At 68.8% G+C, this 17,728-nt stretch carries 7 protein-coding genes; all 7 read left to right on the top strand.

The window, feature by feature from the left end:
- Positions 1-328 precede the first annotated feature (328 nt).
- Positions 329-3,304, top strand: a complete 2,976-nt coding sequence (locus FJ309_11265) for an ATP-binding protein (GenBank protein MBM3955175.1) — start codon at positions 329-331, stop codon at positions 3,302-3,304.
- A 178-nt stretch (positions 3,305-3,482) separates the two neighbouring features.
- A complete protein-coding gene (locus tag FJ309_11270) occupies positions 3,483-4,952 on the top strand; it encodes a CPBP family intramembrane metalloprotease (GenBank protein ID MBM3955176.1) in 1,470 nt (489 codons plus the stop codon).
- Positions 4,953-6,167: 1,215 nt separating this feature from the next.
- A complete protein-coding gene (locus FJ309_11275) occupies positions 6,168-6,689 on the top strand; it encodes a hypothetical protein (protein MBM3955177.1) in 522 nt (173 codons plus the stop codon).
- Positions 6,690-6,913: 224 nt separating this feature from the next.
- Positions 6,914-8,278, top strand: coding sequence for a sulfatase (locus FJ309_11280; GenBank protein ID MBM3955178.1), 1,365 nt, complete (start codon positions 6,914-6,916; stop codon positions 8,276-8,278).
- A 1-nt stretch (position 8,279) separates the two neighbouring features.
- Positions 8,280-9,575, top strand: coding sequence for a hypothetical protein (locus tag FJ309_11285; protein MBM3955179.1), 1,296 nt, complete (start codon positions 8,280-8,282; stop codon positions 9,573-9,575).
- Positions 9,576-9,618: 43 nt separating this feature from the next.
- On the top strand, positions 9,619-12,171 hold the full coding sequence (locus FJ309_11290) for a hypothetical protein (GenBank protein MBM3955180.1): 2,553 nt from the start codon (positions 9,619-9,621) through the stop codon (positions 12,169-12,171).
- A 36-nt stretch (positions 12,172-12,207) separates the two neighbouring features.
- Positions 12,208-17,706: a hypothetical protein gene (locus FJ309_11295; protein MBM3955181.1), complete on the top strand. Its 5,499-nt coding sequence runs from the start codon at positions 12,208-12,210 to the stop codon at positions 17,704-17,706.
- The last annotated feature ends 22 nt before the right edge of the window (positions 17,707-17,728 follow it).

A 17,728-nucleotide genomic window follows, 5' to 3' on the forward strand; every position in this document is an offset into this window, starting at 1 on the left:
AATTTTTTAGACGATGAGTTTTATCGGAACGCGTTTCCCACTGCACTGCTTGCAAGCGATCCGTATGATTTCGATCAATTGGAAAACGCATGGGAAAAGCAGGAAATCACGCATCTTTCGCTCGAAGGGCGTGAGCTGCTTGCAGCCTTTAGGATTCAATAAATCCAAATAGACACACCAAATAACAAGGCGTTGGACGCGGAGCCGCCGATCGCGTCGTTCGTGGAGTCAATGTTGATTGGCGGCGGCCCGGTCAACGCGGCCGTTCGGCCCACAAAGGAATGAGAAGGCCGATGAACACGAGCAAACACAGAACCAAGGGATGCTCATGATCAGTCGCGGTTCGGAATGGCACCGATGGGAGCCGCATATCCACGCGCCCGGCACGATCCTCAACAATCAGTTCGGTGCGACCGATCCCTGGGAGCCCTATCTGACGACGCTGGAAGGCCTAACGCCGAAGATAGAGGCGATCGGTGTCACCGACTACTACGTCACCGATACCTACCAGGAGTTCCTCAAGCATAAGGCCGCCGGCCGGTTGCCCGGCGTGATGCTGCTCTTCCCGAACATCGAACTGCGCCTGGATGTGGCCGCGAGGTCCGGCTTCGTGAACGTCCACATGCTGGTCAGCCCCGAGGATCTCGACCACCTGTCCGAGGTGAAGCGCATCCTGAATCGACTGCAATTTCACGCGTTCGACGATCGCTTCGACTGCTCACGCGAGGAGCTGATCAAGCTGGGCAAGCGTGCCGACCCGGCAATCACCGATGACGGCACCGCGCTCCGACACGGTGCGACGCAGTTCAAAGTCAACTTTGATCAACTGCGCAAGGTCATCGGCGAAAGCGAATGGGCGAAGAAGAACATCTTGATCGCCGTCGCTGGCGGCGCCGGGGATGGCACGTCTGGCATGCGCCAGGCCGCCGACGCCACCGTGCGTCAGGAAATCGAGAAGTTCGCCCACATCATCTTTTCGAGCAGTCCTGCACAGCGCGAATTCTGGATCGGTCAGCGCAGCGCGACGGTGGAGGAGTTGCGCGCACGCTATGACGGGTGCAAGCCTTGTCTCCACGGCAGCGACTCCCATGACCAGCAATCCGTAGGCCAGCCCGTCGAAGGTCGCTTGTCATGGATCAAGGGTGCCCTGGAGTTTGATGCTCTCCGTCAGGCATGCATCGATCCCGAAGGCCGCGCTTTCGTCTCCGAGCGGCCGCCACGTTCGGCCATGCCTTCGCAGGTCATTTCGCACGTCAGGATCAACGATGCGGATTGGGCCACCACGCCCGATATTCCTCTCAATCCCGGACTTGTTGCCATCATCGGCGCGCGCGGCTCGGGAAAGACGGCCCTGGTCGACGTGATCGCCGCAGGCTGCGACGCGATCAAGCCCGCCGGCTGGGATGCGGACGAGAACATCAGCCCATCTTTCCTGGCTCGAGCGCGCACGCTCATCGGGAGCGCGAAGGCGTCACTGACTTGGGACGACGGCGCCACGGTCACGCGCTCACTCGATGGCAGCGACGCCAACGATCCTACGGCGTTTCCGCGTGCCAGGTATCTGTCCCAGCAGTTCGTCGAGGAGCTCTGCTCGGCGAGGGGTGTCTCCGATGGCTTGGTCGACGAGATCGAGCGCGTGATCTTTGAATCACATTCACAGGACGATCGAGACGGGGCACTCGGTTTTGCCGAGCTGCGCGACCAGCACACCTCACGGTTCCAGCAGGCGCGCGAGCGCGAAGCCGAGGCGATCTCCGACATCTCGGAACGCATCGCCACCGAGTTCGAGAAAGAGACCCTTGTCGCCAGCCTGGCAACGCAGGTCCGGCAGAAGACGAAGCTGATCGTGGACTACACGGCCGATCGTGCGAAGCTCGTCGTCAAGGGCACCGAAGCACAGGTGGCCCGACACACCCAGCTCAGCGAGGCGGCTCAGACGCTTCGCAATGAGATCCAGGCCTTCGGGAACCGGCGCCGCACCTTCGTCGCCCTGCAGGACGAAGTTCGCAGCATGCGCGCTACGCGAGCCCCGGAACTGCTCCGCCAAGCCCAAGAACGACATGGGAACAGCGGTTTGAACGCGCAGCAGTGGGACGAATTCCTGCTCATCTACAAGGGCGACGTAGACAAGAGCCTGGCGGCCTACATCAAGTGGGCGGATGGCGAAATCCGCAAGCTGACGGGCATTGCGCCTCCGACCGGCGATCCGAACGTCGCGCTGATCGCCGACGACGCGGATGTCTCGACGCTGCCGCTAGCGCCCATCGCTGCCGAAATGACTCGCCTCGAAACGTTGTTCAGCGCCGACAAGATCGTGCGCGATCAGTATGCAGCGCTGACCAGCCGCATCGCGCTAGAGAACTCGGCGCTGCAGGCCCTCAAAGTCCGGCTCACCGATGCGCAAGGCGCTGCAGCCCGCCGGAAGAACCTCCAGACAGAGCGCGAGGACACGTATGGCCGCGTTTTCGAGGCTATCACCAGCGAGCAGAACGCGCTGGCCGGTCTCTACGAGCCTCTGATGGCGCGGCTTGTAGCGTCATCGGGAACGCTCAAGAAGCTCAGCTTCTCGGTTCGCAGGATCGCCGACGTCCACACCTGGGGATCCTTTGCCGAGGAGGAACTTCTCGACCGGCGCAAGACTGGGCCCTTCTACGGCCGTGGCTCGCTGATTGGCGTCGCGAACGAGGCTCTCAAACCCGCGTGGGAAACGGGCTCGGCGGCCGACGCTCAGGCGGCCATGACAGCCTTCATGGCCAAGTACCTAAAGGACCTGCTGTCCCATGCGCCTTATGCACCAACGCAGCAGGCCGATTTTCGAGCCTGGTCGAAGCGGTTCGCGCACTGGATCTTCGGCACCGAACACATCACCGTCCGCTACGAGATATCCTACGACGGCGTCGATATCCGCAACCTATCTCCCGGCACGCGAGGCATCGTCTTGCTACTGTTGTATCTCGCGCTGGATGATTCAGACGATCGGCCTCTGATCATCGACCAGCCCGAGGAGAACCTCGATCCAAAGTCTGTCTTCGACGAGCTGGTCTCGCTTTTCACAGCCGCGAAGGTGAAGCGCCAAGTCATCATAGTGACGCACAACGCCAATCTCGTCATCAACACCGACGCGGATCAGGTCATTGTTGCGGAAGCCGGCCCGCATCCGTCGGGTGGCCTGCCGCCGATCAGCTACAAGGCGGGCGGATTGGAGAATGCGGGAATCCGCAAGGCCGTCTGCGACATCCTAGAGGGTGGCGAAGCCGCCTTCCGCGAGCGCGCGCGGCGCCTTCGCGTCCGTCTCGATCGCTAGGTAATAGGTTGAGCAACGATGGCAGGCCCGTCCACAACTGCTACAGGTTCCCAACGCCCCCGAAGATCCGCATCTTGGATTCTCCGACTTGCCATGAGGCCTAACAACAGCATGCAGCGGACGGCCCGCTGCGCGGCCCGCCGCTGAACCGGAGCGTTAGGCCGACTGCGTACACACCATGAATCAGATACCTGACTCATACGCCGATCCTGTTCCCGCGCCTGCACCCAACCGGACCGGCTGGCGGCGTGACGGGCCCCGCTTCGCGCTGGTGGCGTGGGTGATCGCGACCGTTGCGTTGGCAGCGACAGCGGCGGGCGCTGCGATCGTCGTTTCCGTCGTCGCCGCAGTGCGTGCGGCTCTCGGCGGGGAGAGTTCTCGCGATCGGCTCGGCGAGATCGCCCAGGAGGCGCTCAGGTCGGACGCCTTCGCGTGGATCACCGTGATCGCAACACAGGTGGCGCTACTCGCGTGCGCGTGGCTCGCCTGCCGCATCCTGCGAAGACCCGTGCACGAGCGGCTTGGCCTCCGCGCGACGGGCCTGGGTCCCGTGCAGGGAGCGGTGGTGCTGGTCGCTACCGTCGTTCCGTTCGCGCTGGGCCTGGCCGCGGCGTGGCTCGTAGAAAGCGCGATCGGTTCATCGAGCGACGACGCCCTCGGCCTGCAGCGGATGTGGAGCGAGGGCTCGCGCGGAGGGAGCGTGGCGTGGGTCCTGCTGATCGCGCTCCTGCCGGGATTCGTGGAGGAGGTCTTCTATCGCGGGTTCCTTCAGCGCGGACTGCTGTTGCGCTGGGGAGCTGCGGCGTCGATCCTCACGAGCAGCGTGCTGTTCGCCGTCAGCCACGGCGAGTTGGCGTGGGCGGCGGCCATCTTTCCTCTCGGCGTGTGGCTCGGCGTCGTCGCGTGGCGCACCGGCTCGGTGCTGATGACCTTCGCCATACACGCGAGCGTCAACGGCCTGTGGACGGCGGGCATGATGATCCTGCACCGCGAGCCGGCGAGCGAGCAGGCATTGAACGAGATCGCCATCGCTCTGCTCGCGGTCAGCGTGATCGCGTTCCCGTGGGCGATCGCCATCCTGCGTCGGCAGCCTGCGGCCGCGACGAGCGTGGTTACGCGGCGGCCGATGTGGCTTCTTCAGCGAGTCGCCGGCGTGGGGATTGTGGCAGGGGCGTTCCTCTTCTTGCTCGTGCCGCCTGGAGCTCTGCCGATGTCACCCGAGCAGGCGGCAACGCAGCCCGTGCCCACGCTCGGCGAACTCGAGGCGAGCGCCGTCGAAGACGCGACCTGCGCAGCCGCGGGCGACAATGGCGCGGTCGAGTTTTTCCTTATGCCCGGCGTCGGCACCCGCGTCGCGCTGCCGAAGAACCGCGTCGGCATCGACGAGGTGATCGTCACGCTCGACGCCGCAGGCGAGACCGTCTGGCTCGCCTACGCCGGCGAGCGCAGTGGCAAAGGGGGCAAGCGCCGTCCTGTGGGCATCGTCGAGCAGCTCGCCTCGGGCGACCCGACCGTGCTTCGCATGACGCTCACGCAGGGGCCGCCGCCGGTGACGGTGCGCTTGACGCTCGAGGAGGACGAAGCGATGAAGATCGCCGCGTTCGCGCAGGCTGAAGCCGAAGGCTGGGCCATGCGCGGACGGAAGTAGGCCATCAGGAGTGGACGACGCCTTGGCTCAAGCACGTTTGTCATCGCAAGAAGGATCGACACCGAGATGCGCCTAACAACCGGTTGCAGCGGCCGGTCCGCTGCGCGGCCCGCCGCTGAACCGGAGCGTTCGCCCCGCTACATTCGTTGTTTAACATGACGCCAAGCAAGATACTGTTCGCGTTGTTGGTTTCCACAGTCATCGGTTTATCCGGGTTTGCTCTCTTGCTTCAAAGAAGGAGGGCAAAGCTTGCCAATAAAAACATTTACGGCACTGGACTTGATCGAAAAGAATGGACTCTTCTCCAACAGGCTGTGCTTTGCGCGGGGGAATGCCCCGATTTTCCATCTAGATCATTTGATTCTCTTCCACAGAATCTCAAGAGTCATGCGGTCGGCCAGATTGTTGCACGTTGTCTAGCAAATGAGCCAAATGTCGATTTGGAGGATGCAGCAAAGCTGATGGTTGGCGGACAACAGAATGCATGGCTCGCCCTAAGTAAGTCGTAAGGGAGCAACTACGGAAATCAGGGGATAACAAACCGTTGCACACGGAGCCGCGGGCCGAGCGGTTTCTGAAGTCAAAGTTGGTTGACCGCGGCCCGGTTAACCGTGACGTTCGGAGGCGGCACACGCTATGAGCGAAGAACGGTCAGAGTCTCGACGCAGAGTGCCACCCATCTTGTGGCTTGTTGTTGCGCTTCCCGTGCTGCTTGTTCTTCCACTCGGAATTGCGGCAGGCGAGCATTGCATTCGTGGCAGCGATCATTTCGAGGATCTTCTGCGTCGTGTTGGAGTTCACGACACACGTGATCGTGTGTATCGGCCGGTTATAGATCTGTTCCAATGATAACGCGGCCTAATAGGACTACGTTAGCGGAGCTTGTGCCGGATCGGTGTCGTCGTCATGCTCGGTGGCATGAAGCGGGTGTAACGTTCTTTCTGTAAATCTGGCTGTGGGCCTGCCCGTAGCGAGCGTAGCGAGCTGAGGGCAGGCCCACACCCGGGCCACAAGTTGAAGAGGTGGGTCATCGAGGCTTTCTTGGAAGTGCTAACTCACCAAGAAAGGGAAACCTGCGATGACCCACCAAGAAGGTATTGGATCGACGTGTGCCGACCTCAATGCACTGGTGATCGAGTTGGGCCCCGCGGCCATCGCCGAAGTCTTCGCCACGCTCATGAACCACGCCATGCAGATCGAGCGAGAGCAGACCCCATGGCCGAGTCTCGTGGCGTGCCCGATCGTCGAGGCTACGCCAACGGATTCAAACCCGAGTCGCTCAAGACCCGGGTCGGGGACGTGCATCTCCGTATTCCGCAGACCCGCGGCTACCACGACGACCGGGGCCGACCCTTCTATCCTCGGTCGCTGGAGCGGGGAGTCCGCAGCGAGCGGGCGATGACCCTCGCCATCGCCGAGATGGATGTCCAGGGCGTCAGTGCCAGGACGGTGACCAAGATCGTCGAGGAGCTGTGCGGGCTCGATATCACGTCTACCCAGGTCAGCCGAGCTGCCGCAAAGCTCGACGAGCAGCTTGCCGCCTGGCGGAGTAGCGCGTTACGACTCGATCACCGTTCTCGCCGATATCGACACCTCCCGTGTCCTGGACGTCGCTTCGGAGCGAATCCGGGCTGCCGCCGAAGCGGTTTTGCAGACTCGCGGCATGGCGGCCCACTCAACGGCCACAACGTGACTGTTGCCGGCGTGCACGCTGGCGGCGGCCGGGGTGGGCGGTGACAATCCTCCCGGGCGTCGTCTCTCCGGGGGGCCGTGTCATGCGTGGATCCGATGTCTCGATGTGCCGGGTGTCGCCGTCGGTGACACGACCCGAGAAACGGGAGATCCTCGGTCTTCAGGAACCCCACCCTCTGTCGAGCCCGAGCAGGCAAGCCGCCTGCTTCCCGACCTCCGGCATAGCCCGGTGGACCGCCGTTGCCTGCCGGCTCGTGGCCTGCCTCGGCATGGCGATCGTCGCAGTCTCCGCCAGCGCCGCCAACCGCGCCGCGCCGCCGACCAACGTCGTCCTCATCGTCTCCGACGACCAGCACTGGCGTGACTACGGCTTCATGGGGCACGAGCACCTGCGCACACCCTGCCTCGACCGGCTGGCGCGCGAGAGCCTCGTCTACCCGCGCGGCTACGTCACCAGCAGCCTCTGCTGCCCGAGCCTCGCGGCGCTGATCACCGGCCGCTACCCGCACGAGACCGGGATCGTCGGCAACGACCCGCCGGGCACCGACGGCCCGCGGACCACGCCCGCGGCGAAGGCCGCGTTCGCCGCCGGCCGCGAGGCGATGAACCGCAAGCTCGACGCCTTCCCGACGCTGCCCAAGCTCCTGGCCGCGGCCGGCTACGACAGCCTCCAGACGGGGAAGTGGTGGCAGGGGGATTTCCGCCGCGGCGGGTTCACCGCCGGAATGACGCGCGGCGAGCGCCATGGCGACGACGGCCTGGCGATCGGCCGCAAGACGATGGCGCCGATCGAGGACTTCGTCCGCGCGACACACAGGGCGGGGAAGCCGTTTTTCGTCTGGTACGCGCCGATGCTGCCCCATGATCCCCACGACCCGCCGGCCGAGCTGGTCGAGCACTACCGCACGCGTGCGCCGAGCGACCATGTGGCGCGCTACTGGGGCAACGTCGAACGGTTCGACCGGACGGTCGGTGAGCTGCTCGACTTCCTCGACCGCGAGGGGCTCGCCGCCGACACGCTGGTCGTCTATGTGACCGACAACGGCTGGATCCAATCGCCCGACAACCCGCGCTTCGCGCCGCGCTCCAAGCTCTCCCCCTACGACGGCGGCCTGCGGACGCCGATCATGCTCCGCCAGCCGGGGCGGATCGCTCCGGGCTCGTGCGCGACGCCGGTGTCGAGCGTCGATATCCTCCCCACGGTGCTTGCCGCCTGTGGCGTGGCGGCACCGGCCGGGCTGCGGGGTGTCGATCTCCTCGATCCGGCCGCGGTGGCGGCGCGGAAGGAGGTGTTCGGCGAGTGCTTCACCCACACGCTCGTCGACGCCGATGACCCGGCGCGGAGCTTGCTGTGGCGGTTCGTCGTCCGCGACGAGTGGAAGCTGATCGTGCCGGTGTCGGCCGACCGGCCCGCCGCGACGGTGCCGCCCGAGGGGCGGCTGGTCGACACCGAATCGCGCGTTAGGCTCGCGCGCGGGCAGAGCGAGCTGTACGACGTCGCCGCCGATCCGACCGAGGCGACCGACGTCGCCGGCGGTCACCCCGACGTGGTGCGGGAGTTGCGGGGCGTGCTCGACGCATGGTGGAATCCGTTTCCGCCGGCGTCGCCGGCGAACCCCGGGGGAGGAGAGTGAGATGGTGCGCCGCGGCGTTTCGGGTGGTTGGCTGTGCGTGGCGGTGTGCACGCTCTCGAGCGTGGCAGGGGGCGAGGCGCCCCCGGCGGGCACCTGGCCCAACTGGCGCGGGCCGGCGGGTGACGGGGTCGCCACGGGGACGGGGTATGCGACCCGCTGGAGCCCGACCGAGAACGTCCGCTGGAAAGTCGCGCTCCCCGGTTTCGGGGCGAGCACACCGGCGGTGTGGGGCGACAGGCTCGTCCTCACCTGCACGATCGACGGCCAGGATGCCGCGCTGTGCTACACGCGCGACGGCAAGGCGGCGTGGCGGAGAAGCCTCGGCACTGCCAAGGCGGGGAAGCACAAGAAAGCCACCGGGGCCAACTCCTCGCCGGTCACCGACGGCCGGCAGGTGTGGGTCTATTTCAAGAGTGGCGAGCTGGCCTGCCTCGATCTCGCCGACGGCGCGGTGGTGTGGAAGACGAATCTCCAGGAGCAGTTCGGCGAGGACACGCTGTGGTGGGACCTCGGCACGTCGCCGGTGCTGTCGGCCAAGGCGGTGGTCGTGGCGGTGATGCAAAGCGGCCCGAGCTACCTGGCGGCGTTCGACCGGCAGACGGGCAAACTGCTCTGGAAGCAAGACCGGCTCCTCGGCGCCCCGGAGGAGGCGGCGCAGAGCTACTCGACGCCGCTGGTCGTCGCCGGTGATGCCGCGAAGGGGGAACCGGCCGAGATGCTCGTGGTCCTCGGCGCCGACCATGTCACGGCCCACGATGCCGCCGACGGCCGCGAACTGTGGCGCGTCGGCGGGCTCAATCCGGGGGGCGAACGGTTCTTCCGCTCGATCGCCTCGCCGGTGATCGCCGGCGACCTCGTGATCGCCCCGTACGCCCGCGGCAGCACGTTGACCGCGATCCGCCGCGGCGGGACGGGGGACGTGACGACGACGCACGTCGCCTGGGTGCGGAAGGACCTCGGCGCCGACGTCCCCACGCCGACGGCCAAGGATGGCAAGGTCTACGTCTGCACCGACAAGGGGACGGTCGCCTGCCTCGACGCCGCCACCGGCACGACCGTGTGGAGCGGCGACGTCGAGCGCAACCGCAACGCCTACAGCGCCTCGCCGGTCCTCGTCGGCGACCGGCTCGTCGTCATCCGCGAGGATGGGGCGGCGGCGGTGATCGACGTCGCCGACGGCTTCAAGGTGATCGGCGGCGGCAGTGTCGACGAGATGACCGTCGCCACGCCGGTGTGCGTCGACGGCCGGATCTACCTGCGGACGCACGACAGCCTGTGGTGCATCGCCGGCACCTGACCGCCGGCGTCGTTTTCCCCGTGCCGATTCCAGGAGGCTGTCGATGAACCGTCTGCGTCGTTCCCGCTGCCGGGGTGCAGCCGTCGTCGGCGCCCTGCTGGTGGCCGCCACGGCCGCGCGGGCCGCCGAGCCGGCCCGCCTGCTGGTGGTGACGGTGACCACCGGCTTTCGCCACGGGTCGATCGCCACCGCCGAGCCGGTCCTCGAGCAGCTCGGCCGGGAGAGCGGCCTGTTCCACGTCGATTTCCTCCGCCTGCCGCCGGGGCGGCCGGGGCGGCCGCCGGAGCCGAAGCGGGCCGACGGCACGGCGGATGCCGACTGGGAGAAGCAGCAGGCGGCCCACAAGGAGGCGCTCGCGCGCCACGGCGCCGCCGACGCGGCGTGGTTTGCGGGACTCGAGGAGCAGTTCGCCAAGGCGTTCGCGCCGGAGGCGCTGGCCCAGTTCGACGGCGTGATCTTCGCGAGCACGACCGGCGACGACCTGCCGATCCCCGATCTGCCGGCGTTCCTCGACTGGGTGCGGTCGGGGAAGGCGTTCATCGGCGTCCACGCCGCCACCGACACGCTCAAGCGCTCCGATGCCTACGTCGAATTCATCGGCGGGGCGTTTGCCGGCCATCCGTGGAACGCCGGGGGCGAACACGGGTTCGTGGTCGACGAGCCGGGCCACCGCCTCGTGGCGATGTTTCCCGAGCGCTTCCGCTGGAAGGACGAGATCTACCAGTACGACCAGCGCTACGTGCCGGAGAACGTCCGCGTCCTGCTCAGCCTCGACATGGCTGCGAGCAACCCGAAGGAACCGTGGCACGTCCCGGTGAGCTGGATCCGCGAAGTCGGCAAGGGGCGGCTGTTCTCGACGAACCTCGGCCACAACGACTCCACCTGGAAGGACCCGACGTTCCAGAAGCATCTCGTCGAGGGGATCGCCTGGGCGCTGGGGAGATTCGACGCCCCGGCCACGCCCAATCCGGAGGTCCAGGCGGCCGAATACCTGCGCAGTGTCGTCGCCGCCGCCTGCGCCGCCACCAGCGCCGATCATGGGGCGCTCCGCGCCAAGGCCGACGAGCGGATCAAGGCCGATCCCGGCTGGGCCCGGCGCTGGCGGCCGCAGTTGGTGGCCCTGCGGACGCAGAACGCCGAGGAACGCAAGGCGGGCTACGCCAAGCTCCTCGACGAGATCCGCGATGCGCCGGCGAAGGCCGCTGCCAGCGGCCGCAAGAACGTCCTCCTCGTGATGTGTGACGACCTGTGCTGCGCGCTGGGGGCGTATGGCGACGCCGCGGCGAAGTCGCCGGCGATCGATCGCCTGGCAGCGCGGGGCGTGCGCTTCGGGCGCGCGTATTGCCAGTTTCCGCTGTGCAATCCGTCGCGGGCGAGCATGCTCACCGGACGGCGGCCGCAGCGGACGACCGTCCTCGACAACACCGTCCACTTCCGCACCGTCGATCCGGGGATCGTGACGCTGCCGCAGGCGTTCCGCGCCGCCGGCTACCGGGTGGAGCGGGTCGGGAAGCTCTACCACTACGGCGTGCCCCGGCAGATCGGTACCGATGGCCTCGACGATCCACAGAGCTGGGACGCGGTGTTCAATCCCAAGGGGCGCGACGTCGCCGACGAGGGGCGGATCTTCTCGCTCGTGCCCGGCCAATTCGGCGGCACGGTGAGCTGGCTGGCCGCCGACGGCGATCCCGCCGAGCAGACCGATGCAATTGGCGCGGCCCATGCCGAGCGCCGGCTCGAGGCCTTCGCCCGCGACAAGACGCCGTTCTTCCTCGCCGTCGGCTTCTACCGGCCGCACACCCCCTACGTGGCGCCCAAGGAATTCTTCGCCCGCCACCCGCTCGACTCGGTCCTCCCTCCCGAGGTGCCCGCCGACCACGACGCCCACGTGCCCGCCGCGGCGCTCGGCAGCCGTAAGAAGGAGCAGGTCCGGCTCGTCGGGGATCTCGGCCGGGAGGCGCTGCAGGCTTACCGCGCCAGCGTGAGCTTCGTCGACGAGCAGGTCGGCAAGGTGGTCGGGGCGCTCGACCGCCTCGGCCTCGCCGACGACACGATCGTGGTCTTCACCAGCGACCACGGCTACCACCTCGGCGAGCACGGGCTGTGGCAGAAGATGAGCCTGTTCGAGGAGAGCGCCCGGGTGCCGCTGGTGATCGCGGCGCCGGGTGGGGCCCGGGGCGTGCGCGACCACACCGTGGAACTGATCGATCTGGCGCCGACGCTCTGCGACCTGGCCGGAGTCGCGCCGCCGCCGGGGCTCGATGGCCGTAGCCTGGGGGCGCTGGTGAGTGACGGCGGTGACGTCGCCGGTTTTCCCGACCGTCCGGCCTTCACGCAGGTGACGCGCGGTGGGGCGAAAAACCCCGGGGGTGGCGGGCAGAGCGTGCGCCGCGGCCGTTGGCGCTACACGGAGTGGCACGATGCCGCGGGCACGACGACCGGCCGCCAACTCTACGACCACGACACCGACCCACACGAGCTGACCAATCTCGCCGCCGATCCGGCCCATGCCGCCACCGTGGCCGAGCTGGCTGGGTTGGTGGCGGAACGGTTCACGCCGCGCGCCGACGTGAAGGCGGCGACCGTGAGCCGCTGACCGTCGATACCGTCCGCAGCCCTGGGAGGACAGACGATGAACCGATGGCGGCGACGGTGTGGTCGCATGGCGGCGCTGGTGGCGGCGCTCGTCGGCGCCGGAGCCACTGGTGACGGTGGCTCACCGCCGGCCCGCGCCGCCGACCGCCCCCCCGACGTGCTCGTGATCCTCGCCGACGACCTCGGCTTCTCCGACGTCGGCGCCTACGGCGGTGAGATCGCCACGCCGCAACTCGACCGTCTCGCGGCCGGCGGCGTGCGGTTCACGCAGGGCTATTCCACGTCGCGCTGCTGGCCGAGCCGCGCGGCGCTGCTCACCGGGTACTACGCCCAGTCGGTCAACCGCGACGCTCTGCCGGTTGGAGCTGGCCCGGCTGCGGGCGGCGGCAAGGGCGGCAACCAGGGCACGCGACCCCGGTGGGCGAAACTGCTGCCGCAGCTCCTCGCGCCGGCCGGCTACCGCGCGTACCACTCGGGCAAATGGCACGTCGATGGCGATCCGCGTGCCAGCGGGTTCGCCCGCTCGCTCGACGTCGGTGGCAAGGGCCAGAGCAACTTCTTCGACGCCACCGGCATCACCGACGGCGGCCAGCCGATCACCGCCGGAGAGGACTTCTATGCGACGACCGCCATCGGCGACCATGCGGTCTCGTGCCTCGACGAGCACCTCCGGGACCATGCGGCCAGCCCCTTCTTCCACTACGTCGCCTTCACCGCGCCACACTTTCCGCTCCAGGCACCCGCGGAGCGGATCGCCGCCGTCGGGGCCCGCTACCGGGCCGGGTGGAACGCCATCCAGAAGGAGCGTCAGGGCAGGATCGCCGCCGCGGGGCTCGTGACGACCGTCCCGGCGGCGATGGAGCCTGCGATCGGGCCCCCATATCAGTTTCCCAAGGCGTTCGAGGCGCTCGGTCCGGGGGAGATCGACAGGCCGCTGCCGTGGGACTCGCTCACGGCCGAGCAGCGTGAGTTCCAGGCGGGGAAGATGGCGATCCACGCCGCGATGGTCGAGTCGATGGATCGCGAGATCGGGCGGATCATCGGCCGGCTGGAAGCCGCCGGCCGGCTCGCCAACACGCTCATCATCTTCGCCAGCGACAACGGCGCCTCGGCCGAGATCATGGTCCGTGGCGAGGGGCACGATCGGACGGCGGCGCCGGGCTCCCGGCCGACGTTCCTCTGCCTCGGCCCGGGCTGGTCGAGCTGTGCGAACACGCCGTTTCGTCGGCACAAGACCTGGGTCCACGAAGGGGGCATCGCCTCGCCGTGGATCGTCCACTGGCCGGCGCGGATCGGCACCGGTGGGGGCCTACGCACACAGCCCGTGCATCTGATCGACGTCGCACCGACGGTCCTCGAAGCGGCCGGGATCCCGCCCCGTGACCCGCCTCCCGCACAGCCCGGGGGCACCGTGGCCGTGCCACCGTTGCAGGGCCGCAGCTTCCTCCGGGCACTCGCCGATGCGGCGGCGCCGCCGGCGCACGAGAGCCTGTGGTGGTGCCATGAAGGGCACCGCGCGGTGCGCGTCGGCGACTGGAAACTCGTCGCCGCCAAGGGAGATCCGTGGGAACTCTACGATCTCGCCACCGACCGCTGCGAGACGCACGACCGCGCCGGCGAACAGCCCGAGCGCGTCGCGGCGCTGGCCCGCCGCTGGGAGGAGACCGCGGCGGAGTGCGCGGCGCTGGCGGCCGAACCGCCGGCCACGGTGCCGCCGGCCGCGGCGGTGCCGGCACCGCCTGGCAGCCCGCGACGACCGCCGAACGTGGTGATCGTGTTCGCCGACGATCTCGGCTACGGCGACCTCGGCTGCTACGGCGGCACCCGCGCCGCCACGCCGCACATCGACAGCATCGCCAGGGAAGGGACGCGCTGCACCGATTTCCACGTCGCCCAGCCGGTCTGCTCGGCGTCGCGCGCCGCGCTGCTCACCGGCTGCTATCCCAACCGGGTGTCGATCGCCGGGGCGCTCGGCCCGAGCGCCCGCCATGGGATCGCCGCCGCCGAGACGACACTTGCCGAGCTGCTCGCGGCGCGCGGCTATGCGACGGCCGCCGTCGGCAAGTGGCACCTCGGCCACCACCCGCCGTTCCTGCCGTCGCGCCACGGGTTCGACGAGTATTTCGGGCTCCCCTATTCCAACGACATGTGGCCGCACCACCCCGAGGCGAAGCCGGGAAGCTACCCGCCGCTGCCGCTGTTCGACGGCGAGACGGTGGTCGACGCCGACGTCGGCCCCGAGGACCAGGCGACGCTCACCGCGCGCTACACCGCCCGGGCGGTCGATTTTCTCGAGCGCGTTGGCCGCGGTGACAAGCCGTTTTTCCTGTATCTGGCCCACTCGATGCCGCACGTGCCGCTGTTCGCCGGCGAGGCACATCGCGGGAAGTCCGCCGACGGGCTGTACGGCGACGTCCTCACCGAGATCGACGCCTCGGTCGGCGCCCTGCTCGGGGCCCTCGAGCGCACGGGCCATGCCGACGACACGCTGGTGATCTTCACCAGCGACAACGGCCCCTGGCTCTCCTACGGCGACCATGGGGGGAGTGCCGGCGATCTGCGCGAGGGGAAGGGGACGGTGTTCGAGGGGGGTGTGCGCGTGCCGTGCGTGGCGCGGCTTCCGGGCGTGATCCCCGCCGGCAGCACCTGCACGGCGCCCTTGATGACGATCGACCTGCTGCCCTCGATCGCGGCGCTGACAGGCGCCGCGCTGCCTCACGACGCCGCCGGCCGGTGCCTCGTCGGCGGTCGGCCGATCGACGGCCAGGACCGGCTGGCGAGCCTCCGCGGCGCGGCCGATCCCCGGGCTGCCGAGGCGTCCTACGGCTTCTGGTACGCCGACAACCAGCTCCAGGCGGTGCGCCAGGGAAACTGGAAGCTGATGCTCCCCCACACCGCGCGGACGATGGCCGGCCAGGAACCGGGGGCAGGGGGCACCCCGGGGAAATACAAGGCGCTGCCGGTCGAGCGGATGCTGTTCGATCTCGACGCCGATCCCGGCGAGCGGCATGACGCCGCCGCGGCGCATCCCGACGTGGTCGACCGGCTCGAGCGTTTCGCCGAGGCCTGCCGCGCCGAGCTCGGCGACTCGCTTACGCACCGCGTCGGCACCGGCACGCGCCCCCACGACACGCTGCCCGACCGACCGCCGCCCGCGGCGGCGCGCCCCGGGCGGCGGCCGAACATCATCTACGTGATGACCGACGACCAGGGCTACGGCGACATCGCCGCCCACGGCAACCCCGTGATCCGCACCCCGTCCCTCGACCGGCTCCACGCCGAGAGCGTGCGGCTGACCGAGTTTCACGCCAGCCCGACCTGCTCCCCCACGCGCGCCGCGCTCCTGACCGGCCGCCACGAATTCCGCTCCGGCGTGACCCACACGATCCTCGAGCGCGAGCGGCTCGCTCCCGGGGCGACGACGCTGCCGGATTTGCTCCGCTCCGCCGGCTACGCGACCGGGATCTTCGGCAAGTGGCACCTCGGCGACGAGGACGACCGCCAGCCGGGGAAGCGCGGCTTCGACCGCGTCTTCATCCACGGCGCCGGAGGCATCGGCCAGAGCTATCCCGGGAGCTGCGGCGACGCGCCGGGCAACCGCTACGTCGATCCGGTGGTCCGCAGCGACGGCACGTTCGTGAAGACGAAGGGCTACTGCACCGGCGTGTTCTTCGACGCGGCACTGGAATGGATCGACTCGCGCCGTGGTTCGGGAGCCCCGTTCTTCTGTTATCTCACCCCCAACGCCCCCCACGGGCCGCTCGACTGCCCGCCGGGGAGCGACGAACCCTACCTCGCGGCGCTCGACGACCAGGGCCGCGCCGATCCCGGCAAGCGCGCCGCGATCGCGAAGTTCTACGGGATGATTGCGAATATCGACGCCAACGTCGGCCGGCTGCTCGCCAAGCTCGACGAGTGGGGGATCGCCGACGACACGCTGGTGGTGTTCACGACCGACAATGGCTCCGCCACCGGCCACACCGTGTGGAACGCCGGGATGCGCGGCGCCAAGGGGAGCCCGTGGCGCGGCGGGACGCGCGTGCCGAGCCTGTGGCGCTGGCCGAAGACGCTGCCGGCCGGCGTCGACGTTCCGGCCGTCACCGCCCACATCGACGTCCTGCCGACGCTCTGCGAACTGGCCGGAGTCGAGATCCCCGCGGAAGTCGCCGGCCGGCTCGAGGGGCGGAGCCTCGTGCCGCTGCTGTTCGATCGGGGCGCGCCGTGGCCCGACCGGGCGCTGTTCACCCACGTCGGCCGCTGGGAGCGCGGGAAGGCGGCCGACAGCGCCCTGGCCAACTGCCGGGTCCGCGAGGGGCGATGGAGCCTGGTCAACGTCGGCGGCCGCGACGAATCGTGGCAACTGTTCGACACCGCGGCCGATCCCGGCGAGACGACCGACCTGTCGGCCCGCGAGCCGGCGCTCCGTGCGCGGTTGATCACGACCTACCTCGACTGGTGGCGGAGCGTCCAGGGCGATCTGGTCAACGAAGACCGCGACGGTCCGGCGGAGAATCCGTTCAAGACGGCGTTCGTCCGCCAGTTCGGCGCCGAGGCGACGGCGGCGACCGTGAGCGCCGATGCGCCTCCGCCGCCGGCGCCCGCGCGGCAGTCGGCCGCGCAGCGCCGCAAGGCGAAGGAAGCGGCGGCAGCGCCGCCGCCGTCGCGCGCCGACGTCCCCTACGGCGACCATCCCAAGCAGGTGTTCCATTTCTGGTCGGCCCCCGGCGCGAGCGCCGCCGAGCCGGCGCCGCTGCTGTTGTTCATCCATGGCGGCGGCTGGAACGCCGGCGAGCATTTGAACGGCCTGGCGCCGATGCTTCCGGCGCTGCTCGACAAGGGGATTTCGGTGGCGAGCGTCGAGTACCGGTTCATCAAGGAGGCGATGGATGCCGGCATCGAGCCGCCGGTCCGGGCCCCGCTCCACGACGCGGCCCGCGCGCTCCAGACGATCCGGTACCGGGCGGCGGAATTCGCCATCGACCCCCGGCGCGTGGTCGCCAGCGGCGGGTCGGCGGGGGCGTGCACGAGCCTGTGGCTGGCGTTCCACGACGACCTCGCCGATCCGGCCGCCGCCGACCCGGTGGCCCGGCAGTCGACGCGCCTCCTTGGCGCCGCCGTCACCGGCGCCCAGACGACGCTCGATCCGGCGCAGATGAAGGCCTGGACCCCCAACAGCCGTTACGGCGGCCATGCCTTCGGCTTCATGAGGGATCCGCAGCAGCGCGACGCGCAGTTCGCCGAGTTCCTCGCGGCCCGGGAGCGGATCCTCCCCTGGATCGCCGAGTACTCGCCCTACGCGCTGGTCTCCGCCGACGATCCGCCCGTCGCCCTCTACTACGCCGCGCCGCCGGCCCTCGGCGAGGAGCAAAAGGACCCGACGCACACCGCCAACTTCGGCGTCAAGCTCGCCGAACGCCTCGCGGAGGTCGGCGTGGCGTGTGAACTGGTCCATCCCGGTGCCGCGGGCGTCCGCCATCCGACCGTCGAGGCGGCGATCGAAGGGATGCTCCTCGGGGAGCGGCCGGGGAACCGCTGAAGCCTCCGTGGAGAACCGCCGC

The sequence above is a fragment of the Planctomycetota bacterium genome (genome assembly GCA_016872555.1).
Taxonomy (GTDB): Bacteria; Planctomycetota; Planctomycetia; order Pirellulales; family UBA1268; genus F1-20-MAGs016.

Bases quoted from the DNA above. Each gene is read 5' to 3' on its own strand.
- FJ309_11290 (MBM3955180.1), top strand. From the start codon at position 9,619: ATGAACCGTCTGCGTCGTTCCCGCTGCCGGGGTGCAGCCGTCGTCGGC.
- FJ309_11275 (MBM3955177.1), top strand. From the start codon at position 6,168: ATGGCCGAGTCTCGTGGCGTGCCCGATCGTCGAGGCTACGCCAACGGA.
- FJ309_11285 (MBM3955179.1), top strand. From the start codon at position 8,280: ATGGTGCGCCGCGGCGTTTCGGGTGGTTGGCTGTGCGTGGCGGTGTGC.
- FJ309_11265 (MBM3955175.1), top strand. From the start codon at position 329: ATGATCAGTCGCGGTTCGGAATGGCACCGATGGGAGCCGCATATCCAC.
- FJ309_11280 (MBM3955178.1), top strand. From the start codon at position 6,914: ATGGCGATCGTCGCAGTCTCCGCCAGCGCCGCCAACCGCGCCGCGCCG.
- FJ309_11295 (MBM3955181.1), top strand. From the start codon at position 12,208: ATGAACCGATGGCGGCGACGGTGTGGTCGCATGGCGGCGCTGGTGGCG.
- FJ309_11270 (MBM3955176.1), top strand. From the start codon at position 3,483: ATGAATCAGATACCTGACTCATACGCCGATCCTGTTCCCGCGCCTGCA.